Annotated in this window: 23 protein-coding genes; 20 read left to right on the top strand and 3 right to left on the bottom strand. The window is 66.0% G+C overall.

All coding sequences use genetic code 11. The features are described from left to right. Positions 1-17 precede the first annotated feature (17 nt). Positions 18-908, bottom strand: a complete 891-nt coding sequence (locus C9F12_RS01630; RefSeq protein ID WP_108132753.1) for a helix-turn-helix transcriptional regulator — start codon at positions 906-908, stop codon at positions 18-20. Positions 909-1066: 158 nt separating this feature from the next. Here C9F12_RS01630 and C9F12_RS01625 point away from each other — a divergent pair, with 158 nt between their 5' ends. The 14 genes from C9F12_RS01625 to C9F12_RS01560 all read left to right on the top strand — a co-directional run bounded on the left by C9F12_RS01625 (position 1067) and on the right by C9F12_RS01560 (position 15783). Continuing rightward, positions 1067-1765, top strand: a complete 699-nt coding sequence (locus C9F12_RS01625; protein ID WP_108132752.1) for an ABC transporter permease — start codon at positions 1067-1069, stop codon at positions 1763-1765. Next, positions 1762-2487 (top strand): ATP-binding cassette domain-containing protein, encoded by a 726-nt coding sequence (locus C9F12_RS01620; protein WP_108447746.1) that lies wholly within the window; start codon positions 1762-1764, stop codon positions 2485-2487. The genes C9F12_RS01625 and C9F12_RS01620 overlap by 4 nt, the downstream gene beginning before the upstream one ends. Positions 2488-2537: 50 nt before the next feature. Beyond that, positions 2538-3386 (top strand): substrate-binding domain-containing protein, encoded by an 849-nt coding sequence (locus C9F12_RS01615; protein ID WP_108447745.1) that lies wholly within the window; start codon positions 2538-2540, stop codon positions 3384-3386. A gap of 172 nt (positions 3387-3558) precedes the next feature. Next, positions 3559-4062 (top strand): cupin domain-containing protein, encoded by a 504-nt coding sequence (locus C9F12_RS01610; RefSeq protein WP_108447744.1) that lies wholly within the window; start codon positions 3559-3561, stop codon positions 4060-4062. Between the two features lie 445 nt (positions 4063-4507). Continuing rightward, on the top strand, positions 4508-5677 hold the full coding sequence (locus C9F12_RS01605; protein WP_045994997.1) for an isovaleryl-CoA dehydrogenase: 1170 nt from the start codon (positions 4508-4510) through the stop codon (positions 5675-5677). Between the two features lie 12 nt (positions 5678-5689). Continuing rightward, positions 5690-7297: a carboxyl transferase domain-containing protein gene (locus C9F12_RS01600; protein ID WP_108447743.1), complete on the top strand. Its 1608-nt coding sequence runs from the start codon at positions 5690-5692 to the stop codon at positions 7295-7297. Positions 7298-7317: 20 nt separating this feature from the next. Further along, positions 7318-8184, top strand: a complete 867-nt coding sequence (locus C9F12_RS01595; protein ID WP_108447742.1) for an enoyl-CoA hydratase-related protein — start codon at positions 7318-7320, stop codon at positions 8182-8184. After that, positions 8181-10331 (top strand): acetyl/propionyl/methylcrotonyl-CoA carboxylase subunit alpha, encoded by a 2151-nt coding sequence (locus tag C9F12_RS01590; RefSeq protein WP_108447741.1) that lies wholly within the window; start codon positions 8181-8183, stop codon positions 10329-10331. The genes C9F12_RS01595 and C9F12_RS01590 overlap by 4 nt, the downstream gene beginning before the upstream one ends. After that, on the top strand, positions 10331-11245 hold the full coding sequence (locus C9F12_RS01585) for a hydroxymethylglutaryl-CoA lyase (protein WP_108447740.1): 915 nt from the start codon (positions 10331-10333) through the stop codon (positions 11243-11245). Before C9F12_RS01590 ends, C9F12_RS01585 begins: the two co-directional genes overlap by 1 nt. 198 nt (positions 11246-11443) lie before the next feature. Then, positions 11444-11653: a hypothetical protein gene (locus C9F12_RS01580; protein ID WP_108132745.1), complete on the top strand. Its 210-nt coding sequence runs from the start codon at positions 11444-11446 to the stop codon at positions 11651-11653. Between the two features lie 17 nt (positions 11654-11670). Then, on the top strand, positions 11671-12690 hold the full coding sequence (locus C9F12_RS01575; protein ID WP_108447739.1) for a hypothetical protein: 1020 nt from the start codon (positions 11671-11673) through the stop codon (positions 12688-12690). A 175-nt stretch (positions 12691-12865) separates the two neighbouring features. Next, a complete protein-coding gene (locus tag C9F12_RS01570) occupies positions 12866-14782 on the top strand; it encodes a cation:proton antiporter (RefSeq protein ID WP_205254607.1) in 1917 nt (638 codons plus the stop codon). Between the two features lie 104 nt (positions 14783-14886). Continuing rightward, complete coding sequence (locus C9F12_RS01565) at positions 14887-15228, top strand: MliC family protein (protein ID WP_108447738.1); 342 nt, start codon at positions 14887-14889, stop codon at positions 15226-15228. Between the two features lie 138 nt (positions 15229-15366). Next, positions 15367-15783, top strand: a complete 417-nt coding sequence (locus tag C9F12_RS01560) for a RidA family protein (protein ID WP_045995003.1) — start codon at positions 15367-15369, stop codon at positions 15781-15783. A 47-nt stretch (positions 15784-15830) separates the two neighbouring features. Here the strand turns inward: C9F12_RS01560 and C9F12_RS01555 are convergent, their stop codons facing one another. Then, positions 15831-16442 carry a LysE family translocator gene (locus C9F12_RS01555; protein ID WP_045994283.1) on the bottom strand — a complete coding sequence of 204 codons (612 nt, stop codon included), beginning with the start codon at positions 16440-16442 and terminating at the stop codon, positions 15831-15833. Positions 16443-16549: 107 nt separating this feature from the next. Between C9F12_RS01555 and C9F12_RS01550 the strand changes: the two genes are divergently transcribed. The 5 genes from C9F12_RS01550 to C9F12_RS01530 all read left to right on the top strand — a co-directional run bounded on the left by C9F12_RS01550 (position 16550) and on the right by C9F12_RS01530 (position 23349). After that, complete coding sequence (locus C9F12_RS01550) at positions 16550-17947, top strand: PLP-dependent aminotransferase family protein (protein WP_108447737.1); 1398 nt, start codon at positions 16550-16552, stop codon at positions 17945-17947. Between the two features lie 307 nt (positions 17948-18254). Then, positions 18255-19793, top strand: a complete 1539-nt coding sequence (gene hutH, locus C9F12_RS01545) for a histidine ammonia-lyase (RefSeq protein WP_108447736.1) — start codon at positions 18255-18257, stop codon at positions 19791-19793. 91 nt (positions 19794-19884) lie between these two features. Beyond that, complete coding sequence (locus C9F12_RS01540) at positions 19885-21300, top strand: AbgT family transporter (protein WP_108447735.1); 1416 nt, start codon at positions 19885-19887, stop codon at positions 21298-21300. Between the two features lie 25 nt (positions 21301-21325). Next, positions 21326-22528 carry an acetylornithine deacetylase gene (argE, locus tag C9F12_RS01535; RefSeq protein WP_162816360.1) on the top strand — a complete coding sequence of 401 codons (1203 nt, stop codon included), beginning with the start codon at positions 21326-21328 and terminating at the stop codon, positions 22526-22528. Beyond that, positions 22525-23349, top strand: a complete 825-nt coding sequence (locus tag C9F12_RS01530) for a phytanoyl-CoA dioxygenase family protein (protein WP_108447733.1) — start codon at positions 22525-22527, stop codon at positions 23347-23349. Before argE ends, C9F12_RS01530 begins: the two co-directional genes overlap by 4 nt. Before the next feature lie 87 nt (positions 23350-23436). Here C9F12_RS01530 and C9F12_RS01525 read toward each other — a convergent pair whose 3' ends face one another. Next, a complete protein-coding gene (locus C9F12_RS01525) occupies positions 23437-23886 on the bottom strand; it encodes a carboxymuconolactone decarboxylase family protein (RefSeq protein WP_108447732.1) in 450 nt (149 codons plus the stop codon). Between the two features lie 197 nt (positions 23887-24083). On the opposite strand from C9F12_RS01525, the gene C9F12_RS01520 reads away from it, so the two are divergent. Next, positions 24084-24557: a secondary thiamine-phosphate synthase enzyme YjbQ gene (locus C9F12_RS01520; RefSeq protein WP_108132735.1), complete on the top strand. Its 474-nt coding sequence runs from the start codon at positions 24084-24086 to the stop codon at positions 24555-24557. Positions 24558-24606 lie beyond the last annotated feature (49 nt).

The raw sequence follows: 24606 nt of genomic DNA, 5'->3' as shown, positions 1-24606 counted from the left end.
GGATCACCGACCTCGCATCAGGCGTTGAAGCGAATCGTCCCGATCCGCGACACCTCGTAGCCGCCAAGGCTTTCCGCCTGGTCCCGTAAACGCTCACCCCGGGCGAAGGCGAACAGCCGCTGCAGGGCATCGCTGAAATAGCTGCGTCGCCGCAACAGCAGGTCGAAGGACTCCTGGTGCAGGGGCAGGAAATGAAGCCCCTGGCGCCTTGCTGCGGCCTCCACACCAAGCCCAACGTCCGCCCTGCCCTGGGCAACGGCAAGCGCCAGGTCGTCCTCGCTTGTCGCCGGATGCTCCAGCATATCCAGCTGTTCCATCTCGATGCCCTGCCGCTCCAGCAGCCAACCCAGCAAGCGGTGGGCGCCGGCACCTTCGGGTCGCCGACCGATACGTAGCCCCGGCCTTGCCAGGTCACCCAGGCCTTCGAGGCCAAGCGGGTTGCCCGGCGCCAGCATCAGCCCCTGGGTACGTCTGGCCCAGTGCACCACCACCAGGTCACGCATGCCACCGAGGCCAAGCTCCGAGGGCACATTGTAGCGCCCCGCCCCGTCCAGCAGATGAGCACCCACCACCATGGCCTTGCCCGCCATCAGCCGCTGGATACCGTCGCCGCTGCCCAGGCAAAGGCTCGCCAGGCCACAGCCGCTCTCGCGCATCGCCCAGTCCAGCAGCGGATCCTGACTGCCGGCCATCACCTCCAGCGGCTCGGTCGCGGAAGACTGATCCCCCTCCAGGTGATTCATCAGCCACAGGTCGATGGCATGACGTGGAAACAGCAGTTTGCCGGTGGCACGGGTGCAGGGAATCTGCCCCTGGCGGACCAGATCGTAGACCTTGCGTGGCTTCAACCGCAGATAGTCGGCCACCTCTGCGGTGGTGAGATAGCGAGGCAGGACGGGTTCGACCATCGGGTTACCTCCAAAAGGTGTAGAGGGTCACTTTGCAGGAAGTGGTCTATGGCTGCATATATTACGGCCATGGGGTGCGCGCCGCAGTAGATCATCACATCATGCCGGTAGACCGGAAAACGGCAAGCACCCGACGCCCCCAAATCGACCGAGACACGATGACCGACTCTGCCTTCCTTACTGCCCTTGAACTCGTCATCGGTCTGGACGCCGACCTGCTCGACATCGTCGGGTTATCGCTGAAGATCTCGCTGACCGCTGTCGCCATCGCTGCCCTGCTGGCCTTTCCATTGGGGGCGGCGCTGGCGCTGTTTCGCTTTCCAGGCCGAGCCCCTCTTATCGTCACCCTCAATGCCCTGATGGGCCTGCCGCCGGTGGTGGCGGGCCTCGCCGTCTATCTATTGCTGTCCCGGGCAGGGCCGCTGGGTTCTCTGGGCCTGCTGTTTACCCCCACCGCCATGGTCGTGGCCCAGGTCATCCTGGTGCTGCCGATCCTGGCGGCCCTGACCCGTCAGAAGGTCGAGGAGCTCCACGGCGAGTACGCCGAACAGCTCGCTTCCATCGGGGTTTCTCGGCGGCGCCGTATTCCGACCTTGCTGTGGGACGCCAGGCTGTCGCTGATCACTGTGGTGCTGGCCGGCTTTGGCCGCGCCAGCGCCGAGGTCGGAGCGGTGATGATCGTCGGCGGCAACATCGATGGCGTCACCCGGGTCATGACGACGGCCATCGTGCTGGAGACCAGCAAGGGCAACCTGCCCCTGGCGCTGGGCCTGGGTATCGTGTTGCTGACACTGGTGGGGGTCATCAATGCATTGGCACATCTGCTGGGCGAAGCGACGCGGAGGCAGCTCGGATGACCCATCTGACCCTTTCGGTGCCGGCCACGACGCCACGCCTGAACTTCGATCGCGTCAGTTACGCATCCCGTGGGCAGACGCTGCTGGGGCCGCTGTCGCTGAACCTGGAGGGCCATCGCCGCACCCTGATCATGGGGCCCAACGGCGCCGGCAAGAGCCTGCTGATGCGCCTGGCCCATGGTCTGCTGCAACCGACGTCGGGGCGCCTGGTGTGGGAAGGCGCGGCGCCACGCCAGGCCATGGTGTTCCAGCGCCCGGTGCTGCTCAGACGCTCGGCCCTGGCCAACCTCGAGTATGCCCTGGCGGTGCAGCGGGTGCCGCGGCGTCAGCGCCGCGAACGGGCCGGGGAGGCGCTGACACGATTTGGCCTGGAGGCGCTCGCCCGGCGACCGGCCAGGGTACTGTCCGGCGGCGAACAGCAGCGCCTGGCGCTGGCCCGGGCCTGGCTGCTGTCGCCCGAGGTGCTGTTTCTCGATGAGCCCACCTCGGCCCTGGATCCCGCCGCCATTCGCGCCGTGGAGGCCGCCATTGGCGACTTTCACCGCCAGGGCGTACGCATCGTGATGACCAGCCATGACCTTCATCAGGCGCGCCGACTGGCCGACGAGGTGATCTTGCTGCACCACGGCAGGCTGGTCGAACAGAGCCCTGCGGCGACCTTCTTCGACGCCCCGGTCACCGCCGAGGGCCACGCCTTTGTCCACGGCGAGCTGCTCGATTGAGCGGCCTGCCCCATCCAGAAGTCCGATCAACCCACGCAAGGAAGGCCCCCATGACAAGATATCCAGACTCCACTCCTGCCAGTGCTCTGCTTTCCGGCGCCCTGCTGATCGCCGGTCTGGCGGTGTGCGCCACCAGTGCCCAGGCCGAGGATGAGCCCCCTTTTATCACCCTGGCCTCGACCACCTCGACCCAGAACTCGGGGCTGTTCGACGCCATCATCCCGAGCTTTACCGAGGACTCCGGCATCGACGTCCATGTGGTCGCCGTGGGCACCGGACAGGCCTTCGAGATCGCCAGGCGCGGGGACGCCGACAGCCTGCTGGTGCACGACACCGCCGGTGAAGAGGCCTTCGTGGCGGACGGCTACGCCACCGAGCGCGCCGACGTCATGTACAACGACTTCGTGCTGATCGGCCCGGCCGAGGATCCCGCAGGCATCCGTGACGCCGACAGCGCAGCCGAGGCGCTCAACCTGATCGCCGACAACGCGTCGCCCTTCGCCTCCCGTGGCGACGACAGCGGCACCAACCGGGCGGAGCTGCGGCTGTGGGAGTCGGCGGGGGTCGAACCCGGCGGCGACTGGTACCGCGAGCTGGGCAGCGGCATGGGGGCCACCCTCAACACCGCGGCGGGCATGGGTGCCTACGTGATGTCGGATCGTGCCACCTGGGTGGCCTTCGATAACCGTCAGGATCTCGAGCTGCTGTTCGAAGGGGACGAGGTGCTGTTCAACCAGTACGGCAGCCTCAAGCTGTCGCCCGAGCGCCATCCGGAGCTCAAGCACGACCTGGCCGACCAGTGGCACGACTGGCTGCTGTCCGAGGCGGGCCAGCAGGCCATCGGCGACTTCGAGGTCAAGGGGCAGCAGCTGTTCTTTCCCAACGCCGACGGCGAGTAATCGCTGGCTTGCGCTGAAGCCGGCGGCCGCGCCCGAGGCAGCAACGTCAACTGACCGGGGTCGTAGCAGGGTCATATATCTCGGTCTAGGCTGATACATGGATTGACGCGAGACGGGCGAAGGCACGCGATCGGCGTGCTTCGTTCGTCCCCATGACCGACAAGGACCCTCAATGCGCGCTCGCATCCTCTCTCTGTGCCACTGCCCGATCCCCCGCCAGGACCACCAGCACGGTGACAAGGTCGATGCCAAGATCATCAACCTGACGCCGGTGCTGGGCATGCGCGACCTCGGCTGTCGCCGAGTCACCCTGGCACCTGGCTGCCACGCCTGGCCTTTCCACTTCCATCACAACAATGACGAGATGTTCATCGTGCTCAAGGGCAAGGGCAGCGTGCGTCTGGGAGAGAAACGCTACCCCATCGTCGAGGGGGAGCTGATCGCGGCCCCCGCCGGCGACGCCGACTGCGCCCACCAGATCATCAACGACTCCGACGAACCCCTGACCTACCTGTGTATCAGCAGCATGAACGCACCGGACGTGATGGAGTATCCCGACTCAGGCAAGTTTGGTGTACTGGCCGGCAGCGCTCCGGGCGGCGACAAGGCCGAGCGCAGCTTCGAACACTACGGCATGCGCCAGGACGCGGTGGACTACTGGCAGGACGAAGATTGATGGGACGGGCGCGCCTGGAGGCAGACGGCTCACCCTTGCCGTATCGCTCCATGCCTCGTGCCAGGCGCGCTTTCTCAGGCGTTGCCGATCTCGTCCCTGAATCTGGCCTGGCATTGAACCACTGCCATTATCCTGATCTCGATCTGAACCGCACGGCCACCCTGTTCACCCCATCGCCCTGACCCGAAGGCGTCGTCTGGCGCTTCTGGTGGCTACCCACTGCCGGGCGCCTGCCGCTCGACTACCCGTACCTATCTACCAACTTTGGTCGCAAGCATCACAAGCTGCACTTTACGTTAACGTAAACCTTGCCTAGTCTTCTTGTCATCCCGTGAACGCTCACCGCCTGCGGTGCCGTTTCACCTCGTCACCAACACCATCAATAAAGATGGTCCGGCCCCCTCCTGGCGCCGTATCGACCATCAAGGATGCCCCGGAGCCCATCATGTTCAGCCCCTATACGCCCCTCGATTTCGGCCTCGACGAAACCCTGGTCATGCTGCGCGACCAGGTCAACGCCTTCGCCCGCGACGAGATCGCCCCCCGCGCCGGCGAGATCGACGAGAAAAATGAATTCCCCGCCGACCTGTGGCAGAAGTTCGGCGACATGGGCCTGCTCGGCATTACCGTGTCCGACGAGGACGGCGGCACAGGCATGGGCTATCTGGCCCACTGCATCGCCATGGAAGAGATCTCCCGGGCCAGCGCCTCGGTGGGCCTGTCCTACGGCGCCCACTCCAACCTGTGCGTCAACCAGCTCAAGATCAACGCCTCCGCCGAACAGAAGGCCAAGTACCTGCCCAAGCTGATCTCCGGCGAGCACGTAGGGGCGCTGGCCATGTCGGAGCCGGGCGCCGGTTCCGACGTGGTGTCGATGAAGCTGCGCGCCCGCAAGGACGGCGACCGCTACATCCTCAACGGCAACAAGATGTGGATCACCAACGGCCCCGACGCCGACGTGCTGGTGGTCTACGCCAAGACCGATCCTGACGCCGGCTCCAAGGGCATGACGGCATTTATTATCGAGAAGGGCTTTGCCGGCTTCTCCACCGCCCAGAAGCTCGACAAGCTCGGCATGCGCGGCTCCAACACCTGTGAACTGGTGTTCGAGGACTGTGAAGTCCCCGCCGAGAACGTGCTGGGCGAGGTCGGCAAGGGCGTGCGCGTGCTGATGAGCGGGCTGGACTACGAGCGCACCGTGCTGGCTGCTGGCCCCATCGGCATCATGCAGGCGGCGATGGACGTGGTGGTGCCTTACATCCACGAGCGCAAGCAGTTCAACCAGTCCATCGGCGAGTTCCAGCTGGTCCAGGGCAAGGTTGCCGACATGTACACCACCCTGAACGCCTGCCGCGCCTACCTCTACACCGTCGCCGCCGCCTGCGACCGCGGCCAGACCTCGCGCAAGGACGCCGCCGGGGTGATCCTCTACTGCGCCGAGAAGGCCACTCAGGTGGCGCTGGACGCCATCCAGCTGCTCGGCGGCAACGGCTACATCAACGAGTATCCGACCGGGCGCCTGCTGCGTGACGCCAAGCTCTACGAGATCGGTGCCGGCACCAGCGAGATCCGGCGCATGCTGATCGGGCGTGAGCTGTTCAACGAATCCAAGTAAGGGGAGCCGGTCATGGCGATTCTGGACACCAAGATCAACCCGCGCTCCGAGGACTTCCAGGCCCGGGACGCGGCCATGCGCGCCGAAGTCGGCAAACTGGCCGAACTGACCGCTGCCATCCGCCGTGGCGGTGGCGACAAGGCCCGTAGCCGTCACGAATCCCGCGGCAAGCTGTTCGTGCGCGACCGCATCGACCACCTGCTCGACGAGGGCTCGCCCTTCCTCGAACTGTCGGCGTTGGCCGCCCATGAGGTGTACGACGCCGAAGTGCCGGCGGCCGGCATCGTCACCGGCATCGGCCGCGTTTCGGGCGTCGAGTGCGTGATCGTCGCCAACGACGCCACCGTCAAGGGCGGCACCTATTTTCCGCTGACGGTGAAAAAGCACCTGCGCGCCCAGGAAGTCGCGCGCAAGCATCGCCTGCCCTGCGTCTACCTGGTCGACTCCGGCGGGGCCTTTCTGCCGCGCCAGGACGAGGTATTCCCCGACCGCGACCACTTCGGCCGGATCTTCTACAACCAGGCCACCCTGTCGGCGGAGGGGATACCCCAGATCGCCGTGGTGATGGGCTCCTGCACCGCCGGTGGCGCCTATGTGCCGGCCATGGCCGATGAATCGATCATCGTGCGCGAGCAGGGCACGATCTTTCTCGGCGGCCCGCCGCTGGTCAAGGCCGCGACCGGCGAGACCATCAGCGCCGAGGACCTGGGCGGCGCCGACGTCCATACCCGGATCAGCGGGGTCGCCGACCACTACGCCGACAACGACGCCCACGCCCTGCAGATCGCCAGGCGCTGCGTGTCCCGCCTGAACTGGCAGAAGCGCGGCGAGCTGGCGATGGCCGCTCCGCGCCCGCCCAGCCTCGACCCCGAGGAGCTCTACGGTATCGTCGGTACCGACCTCAAGAAGCCCTTCGAGGTGCGCGAGGTCATCGCGCGGATCGTCGACGGCTCCGACTTCGACGAGTTCAAGCGCTACTACGGCGATACCCTGGTCACCGGCTTCGCCCATATCCACGGTCATCCGGTGGGCATCGTCGCCAACAACGGGGTGCTGTTCTCGGAGAGCGCGGTCAAGGGCGCCCACTTCATCGAACTGTGTGCCCAGCGCAAGATTCCGCTGGTGTTCCTGCAGAACATCACCGGCTTCATGGTCGGCTCGAAGTACGAGCACGAGGGCATCGCCAAGCACGGCGCCAAGCTGGTGACCGCGGTGTCCTGCGCCAAGGTACCCAAGTTCACGGTGCTGATCGGCGGCAGCTTCGGCGCCGGCAACTACGGCATGTGTGGCCGCGCCTTCGAACCCAACCTTTTGTTCATGTGGCCCAACGCCCGCATCTCGGTGATGGGCGGCGAGCAGGCCGCCGGCGTGCTGTCCCAGGTCAAGCGCGAGCAGATCGAACGCGCCGGCGAGTCCTGGTCCGCCGAGGACGAAGAGGCCTTCAAGAAGCCGACCCGCGAACAGTACGAACACCAGGGCCATCCCTACTACGCCAGCGCCCGACTGTGGGACGACGGCGTGATCGACCCGGCCCAGACCCGCGATGTACTGGGCCTGTCGCTGGCCGCCGCGATGAATGCCGAGATCGAACAGACGCGCTTCGGCGTCTTCCGCATGTAATGCCCTCAAGGATGGATCCCATGTCAGACATGTCCCAACTACGGATCGACGCCCGGGGGGTTGCCTGGTTGACCCTGACCCGCCCCGAGGTGCACAACGCCTTCGACGACGCCCTGATCGGCGAGCTCAACGCCCACCTGGATCAGGTACGCCAGGCCACCGACAGCGGCAAGGTACGAGTGCTGGTGCTGGGCTCAGAGGGCAAGAGCTTCTCCGCCGGCGCCGACCTCAACTGGATGAAGCGCATGGTCGACTACAGCGTCGACGACAACCTGGCCGACTCGCGTGAGCTGTCTCGCCTGATGCACGGCCTCGACAGTCTGCCCTGCGTGACGGTGTGCCGGGTCCAGGGAGCGGCCTTCGGTGGCGCGGTGGGCCTGGCCGCCTGCTGCGACATCGTGATCGCCTCCGACAGGGCCAAGTTCTGCCTGTCCGAGGTGCGCATCGGCCTGTCGCCGGCGGTCATCAGCCCCTACGTGCAGCGCGCCATCGGCAGCCGTCAGATGCGCCGCTACGCGCTCAGCGCCGAAGTCATGGACGCCGACACCGCCCAGCGACTGGACCTGGTCCACCGGGTGGTCGCCGCAGAGGAACTCGACGCCGCCATCGACGCGATGCTCGACACCCTGCTGGCCACCTCGCCCCAGGCCAGCCGGGCCACCAAGGGCCTGCTGGCGGAAGTCGCCAGGGACACCGACAGCGACGCCACCCGCGAGCGCACCTGTCAGGTCATCAGTGAACTGCGCACCAGCGCCGAAGGCCAGGAGGGACTGGCGAGTTTCCTCGAGAAGCGCCGTCCGGCCTGGGCCGACACCGCCTCTTCCACCAGCCCCCCTTCATCCGCCAGTCCCCCCTCATCCACCAGCAAAAAAGGGAGCGCCTCATGAGCTCGAATCCGTCAGACCGCCAGCCGCGCTTCGACACTCTGCTGGTGGCCAATCGTGGCGAGATCGCCTGTCGTGTCATGGCCACCGCCCGGGCCATGGGCCTGAAGACGGTGGCGGTGTACTCCGACGCCGATGAAGGCGCGCGCCACGTGCGCGAAGCCGACGAGGCGATCCGCATCGGTCCGGCGCCGGCCCGGGAAAGCTATCTCGATGTCGACAAGGTCATCGCGGCGGCCCGCCGCAGCGGCGCCGGCGCCATCCATCCCGGCTACGGTTTCCTGTCGGAAAACGAGGCCTTCGTCAGCGCCTGCGAAGACGCCGGTATCGTCTTCGTCGGCCCGCCCGCCTCCAGCATCAAGGCCATGGGCGACAAGTCCGCCGCCAAGGCCCGCATGATGGACGCTGGGGTGCCGCTGGTGCCGGGCTACCACGGCGATGATCAGGACGACGACCTGCTCAAGCGCGAGGCCGACGCCATCGGCTATCCGGTGCTGCTCAAGGCCAGCGCCGGTGGCGGCGGCAAGGGCATGCGCGTGGTCGAGAACGCCGACGAGTTCCAGGCGGCCCTGGACGGCTGCCGACGGGAGTCCCGAGCGGCCTTCAACGACGACCGCATGTTGATCGAGAAGTACCTGACCCAGCCTCGCCACGTCGAGGTCCAGGTGTTCTGCGACAGCCACGGCGGCGGCGTCTACCTGTTCGAGCGCGACTGCAGCGTGCAGCGTCGTCACCAGAAGGTGCTCGAGGAAGCCCCTGCACCGGGCATGACCCTGCAACTGCGCCAGGCCATGGGCGAGGCGGCGGTGCGCGCGGCCCAGGAGATCGGTTACGTCGGCGCCGGCACGGTGGAGTTTCTGCTCGACGCCTCACCGGGGCAGGACGGCTCCTTCTATTTCATGGAGATGAACACCCGCCTGCAGGTGGAGCACCCGGTCACCGAGATGATCACCGGGCAGGACCTGGTCGAGTGGCAGCTGCGCGTGGCCATGGGCGAGCGCCTGCCGCTGAGCCAGGATGAGCTGACCATCAATGGCCACAGCTTCGAGGCGCGGCTTTACGCCGAGGACGCCGACCAGGACTTCCTGCCCGCCACCGGCCTGCTCAGCCACTTCTCGCTGGACCTCGAGGGCGCCTCGCTGGACCCGGCCAGGGTGCGCCTGGACAGCGGGGTCGAAAGCGGTGACATGGTGTCGATGCACTACGACCCCATGCTGGCCAAGCTGATCACCCACGGCCCCGACCGCGCCTCGGCGCTGGCGACCCTCAACCGCGCCCTGGCGGCGCTGGACGTGCGTGGTGTGGTCACCAACCGCGGCTTCCTGCAGCGCCTGGCCACCCACCCGGACTTCCAGGCGGCCAACCTCGATACCCGCTTTATCGAGCGCCACGAGGACAGCCTGTTCGCCTCCCGCGGCCTCGACCAGGACAGCCTGGCCAGCGCCGCCCTGGTGGCGCTGCATCAGCTGTCTCGGGAGTGCGAGAGCGACTCGCCCTGGGACCGCCACGACGGCTTTCGCCTGAACGGCCCGCGCCAGATCCGTATCGCCCTGTGCGACCCGCGCGAGGCGCTGGACGCCGAGCCTGCGAGCCTGGCGCTGGTCGAGGGACGTCATGGGGCCAGCGACGACGCCTGGCAGCTCAGCATCAGCGGGGTCAATCGCGACGAGGTCCAGCAGGTATCGGCGAGCCTCACCGATCTGCCCGGCGACGCCGTGGCGATCACTCTGGACGGCCACCGCCGCCGCCTGCAGGCGCGCCTGGTGGGCGAAGGCAAGGAGCGCAACGAGATCGTGCTGTCGAGCCCCGAGGGCGAGGTCCGCCTTTACTGGCGGCGTATCGACGCCATCGACCACGGCCAGCACGAGGTCGAGTCGACCCTGACCGCGCCCATGCACGGTACCGTGGTGGCGCTGCTGGTTGCGCCCGGTGCTGCCGTTGCCAAGGGTGACGCCCTGATGGTGATGGAAGCGATGAAGATGGAGCACACCCTCACCGCCCCGGCCGACGGCGCCGTGGCCAGCTTCCACTTCGCCGCCGGCGACACCGTCGGCCAGGGCGACGTGCTGCTGGAGTTCGACGCCGGCGCGTCGCCAACAGAGGCGCAGTCAGAGACACAGCCCGAAACCGAGCAAAAGGAGTCCCGCTGATGGCCCTTCCCGCCAGCGTTCGTATCGTCGAAGTCGGGCCTCGCGACGGCCTGCAGAACGAGCCGGACCCAATCACCACGGCGACCAAGCTCGAACTGGTCGAGCGCCTGGCCCAGGCCGGCCATCGCCACATCGAGGCGGCCAGCTTCGTGTCGCCCAAATGGGTGCCGCAGATGGCCGACCACCGCGAGGTGATGACCGCCCTGATGCGAGAGGGCAAAGGCCAGCCAGGGGTGCGCTATTCGGCGCTGACCCCCAACCTCAAGGGACTGGAGGCGGCCATCGAGTGCGGCGTCGATGAGGTGGCGGTGTTCGGCGCGGCCTCGGAGTCGTTCTCGCAAAAGAACATCAACTGCTCCATCGCCGAGTCGTTCGAGCGCTTCGCACCGGTGGTGGAACGCGCCCGCGATCAGGGGATCCAGGTGCGCGGCTATGTGTCCTGCGTGCTCGGCTGCCCCTACGAAGGAGACATCGCCCCCGAGCAGGTGGCGGCGGTCGCCCGGGCGCTGGACGAGATGGGCTGCTACGAGGTGTCACTGGGCGACACCATCGGCACCGGTACCCCGCACAAGGCCCGGCGCATGCTCGAGGCGGTGGCCCGTGACGTTCCGGTCGAGCGTCTGGCCGCCCACTTCCACGACACCTATGGCCAGGCGCTGGCCAATCTGGCCGCGGTGCTCGAGGACGGCGTCCAGGTGATCGACAGTTCGGTGGCGGGCCTCGGGGGCTGCCCCTACGCCAAGGGCGCCAGCGGCAATGTCGCCACCGAGGACGTGGTTTACCTGCTTGAAGGCCTGGGCATCGAAACCACGGTGGACCTCGAGCGCATCGCCGCCGTGGGCGACTGGATCACCCGCGCCATCGGGCGTCCCAATCGCTCCAAGGCCGGTGTGGCGGTGGTTGCCAAGGGCTAACCAATGCCGAGGGGGAAGGAAGGAAGCGAGGAACGGGGCCTGAGCAATTCTTCCCTCCCTTCCCTCTCCCTTCCCTCTCCCTTCTCTCTCTCTTTCCTCTCCCTTCTCTCTCTTTGCTCTCCCTTCCGCTTCCTTTCCATCCCGCGACATACATCGCATCGTGCTATTCTCAGTGTCAGTCCATGAGAGGAACAGGACATGAGCGCACAGGGCCAACGCATTCTCGAGCAGATTCAGCAGCAGCTGCAGCAATCTACCGAGGCGGCAGAGACGGCAGGCTGGGATGACGTGGATATCACTGCCTCGGGTACCGTGGTGGTGCGCAGGTACGCCAGCAAGGACGCCGCCGAGCTCGAGCGCCAACGCATCGACCAGAGCTTCCCCCTGGCTTCCCACGAAAGCCAGTAGCAGCGTAGCCGCCCACCATGATCGGGCTGCTCATCTTTCCCGTGCTGGTGTGTGGCTATATCTACCTCACCGAAAGCCCTGCCGAGCGCATCCGTATCAGCCTCTACCATGGCTGGTCGCTCTACATTCGTGCCGCGCAGTTCGGCATTCTTATTGTCGCGGTGGTCGCCTTGCTGTTCGGCTATCTGCTGCCGTGGCTCGGTGTACTGATCGGCAGGCTGACAGGCATCACCCTCCTTCCTCATACTCACCTGTTCATGCTGCTCGCCCAGCTGATGGCAAGCGGACTCTACTCTGCAACGCCTCCTCCTCCCGCCACCATGGCATCGCTTCAGATTGCGTCCCTGTCACTGTGCTCAATCGCCTTTACCTGGTCCATTGCCTGGTCATGCCAGCGATTCACCTGGCTGGGAGCAACACGGCTACAACAGGCACGACGCCACCATGTGGTGAAACTGCTGCGAGACCAGGCGCCTATCGAGCACCACCTTGTCACCATCATGACCCAGGCCAAGATCGACCTGGCCCACAACGCGGCTATTCTCGAGGCCCGAACCGGTCTGTCCGACAACCTGCGCAAAGGCACGATCGATCGACACGACCGGATGAGCCGGTCGTCCTTGCTGGAGACGCTGAAACAGCTTAAATATCGCAAGATCACCTATGCTCTGGTGACCCTGGAAAATGACAAGGTCTACATCGGCCTGCCGACCATCGTGCCGGAACCGGACGAGGAAAGCGTGGTATCCAATGCAATTCGTTTGATACCGCTGCGCTCGGGCTACCGTCATGAACAGAACAAGCAGGTGAACCTTACCACCCAGTATGACTTCGACCTGGCCGCGCCAAGAGCGGAGTTCGAAGTCTCGCTTCAGCGCGACAAGATCATCAGCGTTTCCGGCTTCACGTTCAATCTTCGTCACCCGTCCACGGCGTCCGTGCGGCCGGCGCCGACCGGCCCGCGGGCTGACGCGAACACTTCCCCGCCCTCGGTAGTACGAAGGCTCCTTCAATGCCTGCGTGGCGCGGGCCCCTGAGTCTCCGGGTAACTGTGCCGATCGGGTCGCAAGCGTTTACAGGGTTGGTTGTGAATGCAGCGGGCGCCGCCTAGCGTTATGCCTTGTAGGAAAAGTGCCTGCGCTCGCCGACGTTACCTCGCCAGCCTGGCAAGCAAAGCACTGACTGCACCGATTCGACCACAGGGAAGCCCTCATGACCCCCGTTCTCGTCTTCTGCCTGATCGCGGCGCTCGGTATCGGCGCCCAGTGGCTGGCCTGGCGCTGGAAGGTGCCGGCCATCGTTCTGCTGCTGCTGAGCGGCGTACTCATCGGCCCGGTAACCGGTGTGCTCGACCCACGCTCGGTGTTCGGCGAGTTGCTCGAACCGCTGATCGCGGTCGCCGTGGCGATGATCCTGTTCGAGGGTGGCCTGACGCTGAACCTGACACGGCTGAAGGGCGCAGAGCTTGCGGTGAAGCGCCTGGTGTTCTTCGGCGGCCCGCTGGTCTGGCTGCTGGCGACCCTGTCGGGTCACTACATCGGTGGACTGACCTGGGCATCGGCCTCGGTGCTTGGCGGCATCCTGATCGTCACCGGCCCCACCGTCATCATTCCCCTGCTGCGCCAGGCCAGCCTCAAGCGGCGTCCGGGGGAGATCCTGCGCTGGGAGGCCATCCTCAACGACCCGGTGGGCGCGCTGGCGGCGGTGCTGGCCTTCGAGCTCGCCATCGTTCTCAACTCCTCTCACTCGCTGTCGATGACCCTCGGCCATATGGCGCTGGGCGTCGCGGTGGCGAGCGCGGTCGGACTGGCCACCGCCTGGGGCCTGATCCGCGCGATCAAGGGCGGCCATATCCCCGAGTTTCTCAAGGTGCCGGTGATCATCTTCTTCGTCATGGCCACCTACGCCCTGCCCAATGCGCTGCTGCATGAAAGCGGCCTGCTGGCGGTCACCGTGATGGGGGTAGTGATCGGCAATTCATCGCTGTCGTCGCTGGACGAGATCCGCCGCTTCAAGGAGAACATCACCGTACTGCTGGTCTCCGGGGTATTCATCCTGCTGGCCGCTCAGGTGGACCTGGGCACCCTGGCCACCCTGACGACCCGCGAAATCCTGTTCGTCGCGGTGGTACTGCTGCTGGTCCGCCCGCTGGCAGTCTTCATATCGTTGATCAAGGTCGACCTGCCCTTCGGCGAGAAGCTGATGGTCGGCTGGATCGGTCCACGCGGGGTGGTCGCGGTGGCCATCGCCGGTCTGTTCGGCGCGCGCCTGGTCGACATCGGCATCGAGGACGCCGCCCTGCTGTCGCCATTGGCCTTTGCCATCGTCGCGGTCACGGTGCTGCTTCACGGCTTCTCGCTGCAGCCCCTGGCCCGTCGCTTCAATCTTCAGTCCACTGATACCAAGGGGCTGTTGATCATCGGCGCCAACCCCTTCACGGTCGCCCTTGCCGAGGCCATCCAGTCCACCGGGCGCCCGGTGCTGATCGCCGATCGCAACTACAACCATCTGCGCCAGGTCAGAGGCCGCGACATTCCCACCTACTACGGCGAGGTACTTACCGAGGAGGCCGAGCTGACGCTGGAGTTCAGCCGCTTCGACAGCATGGTGGCGCTGACCGACAACGACGACTACAACGCCCTGCTGTGCATGCACTATGCTCCCGAATTCGGCCACCATCAGGTGTACCGCTTCGCCCCGGGGGGCGGTGCCGGTGGCGATCATCTGGAGCAGACCCTGGGCGGGCGCTTCTTCGCCAAGGAACTCGACTTCGAACAGGCCACCAACTACATCCGCGAGGGCTGGTGCGTCCGTCTGACGCGCCTCAGCGAGAGCTATTCCTTCGAGGACTATCGACGCGACAACCCCGACGCCCGGGTGATCTCGACCTACGACGAAGATGGCGAAGTACGCGTCATGCACAAGGATGAAAGCTTCGATGCCGGTGACGGCGAGACCCTGCTCGCCCTGGTGCCCGACGACACTCATCGCGACAAGGCAGAGCGCCACGCCAGACGCCAGGAGCAACAACCGACGGATGTCAGCGTTGACGACGGGGCCCATGACGATAACGACGGCGACTCCCGCGGCAACACGACTCCCGGACGCGAACCGCCCGAGCAGGGCTGATCCGGCGAGGTATCGTGGCGGGTGCGGAACTTGTGTAGCCTGGGAAGGCCTAACGCCAGGCGAGCCTTTTCCACGGCTCCCTTCATAAGACAAGGAGATGTTTCATGAACGCCAGCTGGATCCCTGTTGCCGCCTTCACTGCGCTGTTCACCGCCCTGGCCGGCTGTGCCGGCGGCAGTGGCCATGATGACAGTGCCGACGCCGCAGCCTCGCCCTCCGCCGACTACATCTGCCAGGATGGCAGCCAGTTCACCATCGTCTTCGACAGTCAGGACAGCGCCGAGGTACAGATGCACGGCGACAGCTTCCCGCTCGAACGCCAGCCGGCCGCCTCGGGCATGCACTACGCCTCGGAAAACGGCCAGCACGTCTTCCGTGGCAAGGGCAACGAGGCCACCTGGACCATCGGCCGGCGCATGCCGGTGCAGTGCGAAGTCAGCAGCTGACGCCCGCGCTATTCCCGGACGCTCTCCGCAGTCAACCGACAAACGCATTTCCGCCGCCTGCTTTCCGCAAGGAAAGTCGGCGGCATTCGCCAGACATTTCTCCAGCGGCACAACGACCAAGCCGCAACAGGAGGCAAGATGGCACGCTACTTCAACGACCCCACCTTACCCAGCCCCGAGTTTCCGGGCTCCCATCTGGTCATGGACGAACACTACGTCCATCTGTCGGGGCTGACCGCCGCCGATATCCAGGGCAGTGACGCTATTCTCGGTGACGCCGCCGAAGAAACTCGCTGGATCCTCAGGCGACTGTCTCACCTGCTCGAGCAGGCGGATTGCACCCTGGCCGACACCGTGCGTGTTCAAGTGCACCTCACCGACCTCTCGCTGCAACAGGCGGTGGATGATGTCTACTCCGAGTGGTTCGAGGCTGCGCGCTATCCGGCGCGTACCTGCACCGTGTCGCCACAGCTGCATGGCGGCGCCGCGGTGGAGATCACCCTGACCGCCCGTCGGCCCGAGGGGGCATCGCCAGATGAGCCCAGCGAGGGCTGACACTCTTTCGGCCAGCCTGACGCTCCAACCGCGCCAGACGGTAGCGTTCAGGCCAGGATCATCACCACGCAGGCCGCGGTGAGCGCCCCCATCACCCCATTGAACACCCGCCAGGATCGGTCGCTCTTCAACAGGCGGCCGATGGCGGTGCCGAACCCTGCCCATAGAGCGATGCAGGGCAGCCCCACCAGTTCCGCCACGCCCGCCAGCAGCAGGGCGTTGACCCAGGGGTTGCCGCCGTCCGGCAGGAACCCCGCCATCAACGCGATACCCATGACCCACGCCTTGGGGTTGGCAAACTGGAACGCCGCCGCCTGCACGAAGGACAGCGGGCGGGCATCGCCTACCCGCAGGTCCGGCGGCGGGGCCGTCGCGATCTTCCAGGCCAGGTACAAGAGGTACAGGCTGCCGACCAGCTTGAGTCCGCCCTGCACCACCGGATAGCGCTCGAACACCACCCCGAGCCCGAGCGCGATCGAGGCGAACAACACAAAACAGCCGCCCAGGATGCCGAACAGGTGTGGCAGGGTACGCAGGAAGCCGTAGTTGGCGCCGGAGGCGGTCAGCATCACGTTGTTGGGACCCGGCGTGATGGTCATGGACACCATGAACAGCGCTGCCGGAAGCAGAAAGGCGAGCTGACTAGCGGTCTCTTCCATGATTGTACCCCTACACTTTTTGCATTATGGTGTGAAACAAGGTGAATTGACCCCAGTTTTTAAAGCATACTCAGGCAACAATTGCCGTCAAAGAGTTTATTGTCACCATGACAATCTGGACTCCCTCCCTAGAATTCGACTCCCGCTCGGCCCGCTATCGTCAGATCGCCTCGGCCATCGGTGATGCCATCGACCAGGGCCAGCTCGCCGCCGGCGATCGACTGCCCCCGCAACGGGCCCTGGCCGACGCGCTGGGCGTCACCGTGGGCACCATTACCCGCGCCTACAGCGAAGCCCAGCAACGGGGCTGGGTATCGTCCCGGGTCGGCAGTGGCACCTACGTCAATGACGCCGCCGCCGGCAACAGCCCCTTCGATGTACACGTCGCAGCCGACTCCGATGGCGTGGTCGACATGAGCCTGAGCTTTGCTCCGCCGCACCCCTGGCGTCATCAGTGTCTGCAGCAGGCCCTGGCGGAGGTGACCGAAGACCCGGCCTGCCTTGCCATGGTCGCCGCCTACCAGCCCGATATCGGCACCCGGCAGCACAGAGAGTCGCTGTCACGTTGGCTTGAGGATCTCGGCTTTCCCCTGCACGAGGTGCTGGCGATCACCCAGGGCGGCCAGCACGGCATCGACCTGTGCCTGAGAGCCCTGACCCGCCCCGGCGACAGCGTGGCCGCCGACGCCCTCACCTATCCGGGGTTCAACGCCGCCACCCGCCACGCTCACCTCAAGCCGATGGCGGTACCCCTGGATGACGACGGCATGGACATCGATGCACTGGCACGCCTGTGCCAGCGCCAGGTGCCCCGCCTGGTCTACCTGACCCCGGACCAGAACAACCCCACCAGCGCGGTGCTTTCGCCGCAGCGCAGGGAACAACTCGCCGCCCTGGCGCGTCGACATGACTTCTGGCTGATCGAGGACGCCGTCCAGTACCTGCCGCGGGAGGATCGCGGTGTGTCTCTGCTGGAACTGGCGCCGGAACGCACGCTGCAGGTATTCAGCACCTCCAAGGTGCTTTCCGGTGGCCTCAGGGTCGGCACCCTGCAGATGCCGGCCACCCTGCGCGAGCGCATCGGCAGCCTGCTGCGGGCGCAGTCTTGGATGTGTCCGCCGCTGATGACCGAGGTGGCGCGGCGCTGGATCGCCTCGCCACGCTACCCCGAACTGCTGGCCTGGCAGACCGCAGAGCTGGCCGCTCGGCAGCGTCTGGCACGGGCAAGCTTCGAGGCCCTGACGCCCCGCCATCTCACCCACGGCGCCAACTTCTGGCTACCGCTGCCCGAGGGCCGTCGGGCCAGCGAGGTACAGGCCCTGCTGAAGAGCGAAGGCGTGCTGGTGGCAACGCCTGAACCCTTCTGTACCGGCAGCGAGCCGGCGCCCCAGGCCATTCGCCTGTGCGTGGGCGCCCCCGACAGCCGCGAGTCCCTGCAACAGGCCCTCGCCACCGTGCGACGTGTGCTGGAGCAGGGGGACACCAGCCCCTGGGCAACACTGTAGCGACGGTCCGACACCTGCCTGAATTCGCTGACGTTGTGAACCAGGTCCAGACGTCCATCGACCCATCCCTGCGCTAGCCGACCCATCCCTGCGCTAGCCGACCCAGTCGCCCACCCCGCTCATGTCGGTGGCGAAATCTGTATAGAAGATCGGGCACAGTCTGTGACACACATCGTCACTCCCCCCTGGCGATTCCTGCCTGCTGTTCGACGATAGCCTCCTTGACGCCGCGCCATTGCCCTGCTGTTAATGTATATACATTAAAGTTTTCCCATCATGTTCGGCCACGTCTCGGGAGCTCGCCACCATGCATCGACTCGTCATCACCCCAGGCCAACTCACCCTCCAGGACATGCGCCGGCTCCTCACGTCACCGACAGTGGTGTCTCTGGAGCCCTCGGCATACGACGCCATCGACGCCTCGGTGGCGACGGTGGCTGGCGTCATCGACGAGGGGCGCACCGCCTACGGGGTCAACACCGGCTTCGGCCTGCTGGCTCAGACCCGCATCGAGCGCGAACGCCTGGAGGACCTGCAGCGCTCGCTGGTGCTATCCCACGCCACCGGCGTCGGTGAACGCCTGGACGACGAGCTGGTAAGGCTGATCATGACGCTGAAGGTGGCAAGCCTGGCACGCGGCTACTCCGGCATTCGCGGCGAGGTCCTGGACGCCCTGATCACCCTGATCAACACCGAGGTCTGGCCGGTGATCCCCGCCAAGGGCTCGGTAGGTGCCTCGGGCGACCTGGCGCCACTGGCCCATATGAGTCTGGTGCTGCTGGGCGAGGGCCAGGCACGCCACCGTGGCGAGACCCTCTCGGGACGGGACGCCCTGAACGTGGCTGGCCTGTCGCCCCTGACCCTGGCACCCAAGGAGGGATTGGCGCTGCTCAATGGCACCCAGGTCTCCACCGCGCTGGCACTGCGCGGTCTGTTCGAGGCCGAAGATCTGTTTGCCAGCGCCACCGTGTGCGGCGCCCTGAGCGTCGAGGCGAGCCTGGCCTCGCGGGTTCCCTTCGACGCCCGCATCCACGAACTGCGCGGCCAACCCGGGCAGATCGACGTTGCCAGGGCCTATCGTCACCTGCTCGAGGACACCAGCGGGGTGGGGGCCTCCCACGCCGACTGTGACCGCGTCCAGGACCCCTACTCGTTGCGCTGCCAGCCTCAGGTCATGGGCGCGGTACTCGACCAGATCCGCCACGCGGCCAGGGTGCTCGAGATCGAGGCCAACGCCGTCACCGACAACCCGCTGGTCTTCGCCGACAACGGCGACATCCTCTCGGGCGGCAACTTCCACGCCGAGCCGGTTGCCCTCGTGGCCGACAATCTGGCGCTGGCGCTGGCGGAGATCGGGGCCCTGTCGGAGCGACGCATCTCGCTGATGATGGACACCCACATGTCCCGCCTTCCCCCCTTCCTGGTGGAAAACGGCGGCGTGAATTCCGGTTTCATGATTGCCCAGGTGTCAGCCGCCGCGCTGGCCAGCGAGAACAAGGCTCTGGCCCACCCTCACAGCGTCGACAGCCTGCCTACCTCGGCCAATCAGGAGGACCATGTGTCCATGGCGCCGGCGGCGGGACGGCGACTCAAGGAGATGGCGGCCAATGTTCGCGGCGTGCTGGCCATCGAATGGCTGGCAAGTTGCCAGGGCCTCGACATGCGCGAGGGGCTCGCCTCGACACCTTTGCTGGAGCAGGCCCGTCAGCGACTGCGTCGCCGGGTGACCCACTATGACCACGATCGTTACTTCGCACCGGACATCGAGGCCGCCACACGTCTGCTGGACGAAGGCGCATTGTGTGACCTCGTTCTCGACGATCTTCTGCCCAGCCGCGCGCCCTGACTCGACAGGCTTCGCTGGTTCGGACTAAACCGAAAGGATCAATGAACTCAGCCCCAGGTGCCACAAACCCGCCACCAGCGAGAGTCAGCCGATGAATCATGACAAGATGGCCGCCAGACCACACGTCGAGCAACAGAGGCCGCTGCCCCACGCCTTCGTCATCCTCTTCTTTCTCGCCCTGCTGGCGGCCATCGTCACCTGGTTCGTCCCCAGCGGAAGCTTCGAACGCATCACCAACGCCGACGGGCGCTCGGTCATCGTCGCCGGCACCTACCAGGCCATCGACTCCCCGGGCATCGGTCCCTTCGAGTTCTTCAACGCCTTCTTCGAGGGGATGAAGAGCGGCTCGTCGATCATCTTCTTTCTGGTCATCGTCGGCGGTACCTTCGGGGTCCTGAGACGCTCCCGCGCCATCGAAGGGCTGGTCCACTTCCTGCTGGTGAAGCTCAAGGGCCGCGAGATCCTGATCATCCCGCTGATGATGACCTTCTTCGCCCTGTGCTCCGGTACCTACGGCATGATCGAGGGCAGCATCGTCTACATCTTCATCCTGCTGCCGCTGGCGCGACGTATCGGCTACGACGCCGTGGTCGCCGCCGCCATCCCGCTGATCGGCACCGCCATCGGCTACACCGGCTCCTTTCTCAATCCCTTCAACGTCGGCGTCGCCCAGAGCATCGCCGAATTGCCGCTGTTTTCCGGCATGGGCTACCGCTTCGTCTGCTGGCTTGCGTTCGTCGCCCTGAGCATCGGCTACGTGATGTTCTACGCCCGTCGCGTGCAGGCAAGGCCAGAGCGCAGTGTGGTCTACGGCCTGGCCCCGCCCGATGAAGAAGGACCGGGCGATCACGTCGACCTGACCCCTCGCCACCTGCTGATCCTCGGCGCCTTCGCCCTGGCCCTGGTGGCGATCATCGCCGGGGTCAGTGCCTTCGGCTGGTACCTCAAGGAGATGGCCGGCGTCTTCCTGCTGCTGGGTATCGTCACCGGGCTGCTCGCCAATATGCGAGCCAACACCATCGCCGGAGCCTTTTCCACCGGCTGCAAGGACATGATGGACGGCGCCCTGGCGGTGGGCCTGGCCTTCACTATCGTGGTCATCGTGCAACACAGCGAGATCATCGACACCATCATCCATTCGCTTTCCACGCTGATCGGCGACACCTCGGCGTCGGCCGCAGCACTGGGCATGTTCGCCATGCAAAGCGCGATGAACTTCATCGTCACCTCGGGCAGCGGCCAGGCGGCGCTGACCATGCCCATCATGACGCCCATCGCGGACCTCGCCGAGGTACACCGCCAGGTCGCGGTGCTGGCCTTCCAGTTTGGCGACGGCATCTCCAATGCCTTTACTCCTACCGCCGGCTGGTTGATGGCGGGACTCACCATCGCCGGTATTCCCTGGAGCCGCTGGATGCGTTTCATGCTGCCGCTGATCGCCCTGCTCTATGCCCTCGGCGCTGTGCTCATCCTGCTGGCGACCCTGGTGGTCTGGCCCCTCGCCTGACGGTCTGCACTCACGGAGCCTCGTCTTGACCAGCAACACGCTACCCTTGAGCCTTGCGATGATCGAACGCCTGGTGGCCTTCGACACCACCAGTCATCGCTCCAACCTTGAACTGATCAACGACGTCGCCGGCTGGCTCGAGGCGCGTGGGGCGGCGGTGACCCTGCTCTACAACGACAGCGGCGACAAGGCCAATCTGATCGCCGAATTCGGCCCCCACGACGCCCCGGCCCTGCTGGTTTCCGGCCACACCGACGTGGTGCCGGCAAGCCCCGCAGACTGGCGCGTCACCGCCCCGTTCACGCCGAAACGCCACGCTGAACGCCTCTACGGTCGCGGTACGGCGGACATGAAGGGATTCATCGGCGTGGCCCTGACGAAACTGGCCGCCTGGCAGGCAGAGCACTCGCGTCACTCGGTGTTGCTGGCGCTGTCCTTCGACGAAGAGGTCGGGTGCCTGGGTGCCCCGCTGATGCTGCCGTTTCTCGAGGCCCACAAGGAACGCCTGCGGGGCATCATCGTCGGCGAGCCCACCGCGATGCGCATCGCCAACGCCCACAAGGGCCACGTCGGCATGCGCGCCACCATCGAGGGTGTGGGAGGCCACTCGGGCTACCCGGGGCGAGGCGTCAACGCCATCGACGTCGGCGCGGGCGTGGTTGCGCAGATCCGCCAGCTGGCACGGGAAAAGCGCCTGATGTCGCTCACCGATCAGCGCTTCGATCCCCCCTACTCCACGGTCCACGTCGGACTGATCGAGGGTGGCAGCGCGCTGAATCAGATCCCCGAGCACTGCCGCATCGACTTCGAGATGCGCCCGCTGCCCGGGCAGCCCGCCATGGAAATCCTCGAGCGCCTGCGCAAGGACTTTCCCTGCGGCCTGGATCGCGACCTGATCGGCCTCGGCCGTCGCGCCAGACTGACCCTGGAATGCCGCGGCCAGTACCCACCGCTGGACGAACGCCGCCAAGGCTACCTGTCATGGATCGCCGAACTGGCCGAATGCAGCGTCGAGCCGTTGGCGCTCGGCTTCGGCTGCGAGGCCGGGCTGTTCGCCCAGCTGGGCGTCCCTACCGTGATCTGCGGCCCCGGCAGCATCCATCAGGCCCATCAGCCAGACGAGTTCATCGCCTTCGATCAGATCACGAAGTGCGAAGGCTTCTTCGACCGGCTGTTGTCACAGCTGTCCTTTCCTCTTCCTGACTTCCACCGCCTGGAGGCCCCATGAACCTGCGCATCCATCCCGACACCATGGTCAGCGACGAAGACGTCGCCGCCTTCCAGCGCGACGGCGCCATCTGTCTACGCGGCATCTTCTGCCCTCAGGAGCTCAAGCGACTAGCGGAGGGCATCGAGGACAACCTGCGCGATCCCAGCCCCCGGGCCAAGGTCGCCAGTCGACCCGATGACCCAGGCTGGTTCTTCGAGGACTTCTGCAACTGGCAGACCAACGAAGCGTATCGAGGTTTCATCTTCGACTCGCCGCTGGGGCTTATCGGGCAACGCCTGATGGGCTCACGCCAGGTACGCCTCTACCACGACCATCTACTGGTCAAGGAACCGGGCACGCGCCAGCGTACCCCCTGGCACCAGGACCAGCCATACTACAACGTGGAAGGCAGTCAGAACGTCAGCATGTGGCTACCGGTGGATCCGGTATCCCGGGCGGCCACCCTGGAATTTGTGGCCGGGTCCCACAAGGGGCCCTGGCTGATGCCACGGACCTTCATGGACCACCAGGCCAGCTGGTTCCCCGAGGGCAGTCTGGCCGAGCTGCCTGACATCGAGGCCCAGCGTGAACGCTATTCCATCCTTGGCTGGGCGCTGGAACCCGGCGACGCGGTCTTCTTCAACATGCTGACCCTGCACGCCTCGGGCGGCGTCAGTGGCCCTCATCGCCGTCGCGCTTTCTCGGTGCGCCTGCTGGGTGACGACATGGTCCACGCACCGCGGGCCTGGACCACCTCGCCGCCTTTTCCCGGCCTCGCCGACGAACTGCCCGCGGGCAGCCCCATGGAGCACCCGCTGTTTCCGCTGCTGGCAGGATGATCTTTCGCGCCGGCCAGCTTGGCGGAGCATAGTGGCAAGACGACGTCACCTACCAGCGCGGGAGACGTTCGGTCGCGCCGCAGCACGTCACTCCACCGGGAAGGCGAACGCCAGCGCGATCCGGTTCCAGGCGTTGATGGAGACCACCAGCGCCGTCACGTTGACCTGCTCTTCGGGGGTGAATTCCGCGGCCAGGCGGGTGTAGTCGCCGCCGCCGATCTCCTGGCCGCTGACCAGCGTCAGCGCCTCGGTCCAGGCCAGCGCTGCCTGTTCACGGCGACTGAAGAGCTGGGTCTCTCGCCACGCCGACAGAACATCCAGACGCGACTGCTGCTCACCGTCCTCGCGTGCTTCCTGGCTGTGCATGCGCAGACAGAAGGCGCAACCGTTCAGCTGGGAGGCGCGTAGCTTGATCAGGTGCACCAGCTCAGACTCGATGCCCGCCTCGGCCACGGCACGCTCGAGTTCCACCAGGGACTTGGCCAGCATCGGCTGGTGGCGAAAGACGTCGGCCCGGGTCAGACGTTGATCTTTCATTCGGGACTCCTCACAGGACGGGAAAGGAGGTAGTCTTTGCGCGTTTAAATTCCTTACCGCTGGCCGCCTGATGGCGCCTGTCTGCCTCGAGCGATGGCCCTGCTGCACAGGGGCTTTCCTGCACAGGGGCTTTCCTGCGCAGGGGCCTTGCCCTGCCATGGCCTCCAGCGTCAACGCCGACAACGAGACCGTCCTAGATGTGGTTCCAGAGCACCCTTCGCCTCGCTGCCCGCCCCCGGGGCTTTCACCTGATCACCGATGAGGTCGTTCAGGCACTGCCGGACCTGCCGAGCATGCGCATCGGCCTGCTCCACGTCTTCATCCAGCATACCTCGGCATCGCTGACCATCAACGAAGACGCCGATCCCACGGTACGTGGCGACTTCGAGCGTCACTTCAATGTGATGGTGCCGGAGGACGCACCCTACTACCGCCACACCCAGGAAGGCAGCGACGACATGCCGGCCCACCTCAAGGCCAGCCTGCTGGGGCCCTCACTCAGCATTCCCGTCACCGAAGGGCGCCTGGCGATGGGCACCTGGCAGGGTATCTATCTGTGCGAGCACCGCGACCACGGCGGGCCTCGCCAGCTTGTGCTGACCTTGAACGGCGAGCGCACCCGCTGGCGCCCGGAACAGGCGATGCCCGACCCCTACCGCCGTCGCAACTAAGTCACCCTGCTGTCGCCATCAGCGGGCCCCGCGCGTGGGGCAACGGCCG

The sequence above is a fragment of the Halomonas sp. BN3-1 genome, from assembly GCF_003056325.1.
Lineage (GTDB): Bacteria > Pseudomonadota > Gammaproteobacteria > Pseudomonadales > Halomonadaceae > Halomonas > Halomonas litopenaei.
The sequence above is the reverse complement of the archived record's forward strand: the minus strand, read 5'-3'. Positions and strand labels throughout refer to the sequence as shown.